This is a genomic window from Litchfieldella xinjiangensis, assembly GCF_000759345.1.
Classification (GTDB): Bacteria; Pseudomonadota; Gammaproteobacteria; order Pseudomonadales; family Halomonadaceae; genus Litchfieldella_A; species Litchfieldella_A xinjiangensis.
Map to the genome: position 1 here is coordinate 1 of NZ_JPZL01000008.1, position 1,837 is coordinate 1,837.

The following is a 1,837-nucleotide window of genomic DNA, read 5'->3' on the forward strand; positions in this document are numbered from 1 at the left end:
GCCTTGACTGACAACGTCGAATCGGTAGAATACGCCTTCCTCGCAGGGCGCTGACGAAGCCTCCGGGCTACGGTAGCAAGCGAGACGCTCTTTAACAATCGATCAGGTAATTCATGTGGGCGCTTGTCGATGAAGCGGTGAATAGTCACCGAAACTTCAAGGCAAGTGTCTCGTCAAGAGACGTTTGAAACCTTGAGCCAAGATTGGTTCGCTTTTGCCTTCGGGCAAGCAAGAACCGCAATGATTGAAACTGAAGAGTTTGATCATGGCTCAGATTGAACGCTGGCGGCAGGCTTAACACATGCAAGTCGAGCGGTAACAGGTCCAGCTTGCTGGATGCTGACGAGCGGCGGACGGGTGAGTAATGCATAGGAATCTGCCCGGTAGTGGGGGATAACCTGGGGAAACCCAGGCTAATACCGCATACGCCCTACGGGGGAAAGCAGGGGCTCTTCGGACCTTGCGCTATCGGATGAGCCTATGTCGGATTAGCTAGTTGGTAGGGTAACGGCCTACCAAGGCGACGATCCGTAGCTGGTCTGAGAGGATGATCAGCCACACTGGGACTGAGACACGGCCCAGACTCCTACGGGAGGCAGCAGTGGGGAATATTGGACAATGGGGGCAACCCTGATCCAGCCATGCCGCGTGTGTGAAGAAGGCCTTCGGGTTGTAAAGCACTTTCAGTGGGGAAGAAGGCCTTGCGGTTAATACCCGTAAGGAAGGACATCACCCACAGAAGAAGCACCGGCTAACTCCGTGCCAGCAGCCGCGGTAATACGGAGGGTGCGAGCGTTAATCGGAATTACTGGGCGTAAAGCGCGCGTAGGCGGCCAAGTAAGCCGGTTGTGAAAGCCCCGGGCTCAACCTGGGAATGGCATCCGGAACTGTTTGGCTAGAGTGCAGAAGAGGAAGGTAGAATTCCCGGTGTAGCGGTGAAATGCGTAGAGATCGGGAGGAATACCAGTGGCGAAGGCGGCCTTCTGGTCTGACACTGACGCTGAGGTGCGAAAGCGTGGGTAGCAAACAGGATTAGATACCCTGGTAGTCCACGCCGTAAACGATGTCGACTAGCCGTTGGGAGCCTTGAGTTCTTAGTGGCGCAGTTAACGCGATAAGTCGACCGCCTGGGGAGTACGGCCGCAAGGTTAAAACTCAAATGAATTGACGGGGGCCCGCACAAGCGGTGGAGCATGTGGTTTAATTCGATGCAACGCGAAGAACCTTACCTACCCTTGACATCCTGCGAACCCTTCGGAGACGAAGGGGTGCCTTCGGGAGCGCAGAGACAGGTGCTGCATGGCTGTCGTCAGCTCGTGTTGTGAAATGTTGGGTTAAGTCCCGTAACGAGCGCAACCCTTGTCCTTATTTGCCAGCGCGTAATGGCGGGAACTCTAAGGAGACTGCCGGTGACAAACCGGAGGAAGGTGGGGACGACGTCAAGTCATCATGGCCCTTACGGGTAGGGCTACACACGTGCTACAATGGCAAGTACAAAGGGTTGCAATACGGCGACGTGGAGCTAATCCCATAAAGCTTGCCTCAGTCCGGATCGGAGTCTGCAACTCGACTCCGTGAAGTCGGAATCGCTAGTAATCGTGAATCAGAATGTCACGGTGAATACGTTCCCGGGCCTTGTACACACCGCCCGTCACACCATGGGAGTGGACTGCACCAGAAGTGGTTAGCTTAACCTTCGGGAGAGCGATCACCACGGTGTGGTTCATGACTGGGGTGAAGTCGTAACAAGGTAGCCGTAGGGGAACCTGCGGCTGGATCACCTCCTTAAACGACGACTCGCTGCTTCGCGGCAAGTGCTCACAATGAATTGCCTGAT

At 55.3% G+C, this 1,837-nt stretch carries 1 rRNA gene; it reads left to right on the plus strand.

Features of this window, described 5'->3' with window-relative positions:
* The first annotated feature begins 247 nt into the window (after positions 1-247).
* Positions 248-1,788: ribosomal RNA gene (locus JH15_RS17415) — 16S ribosomal RNA — on the plus strand.
* Positions 1,789-1,837 lie beyond the last annotated feature (49 nt).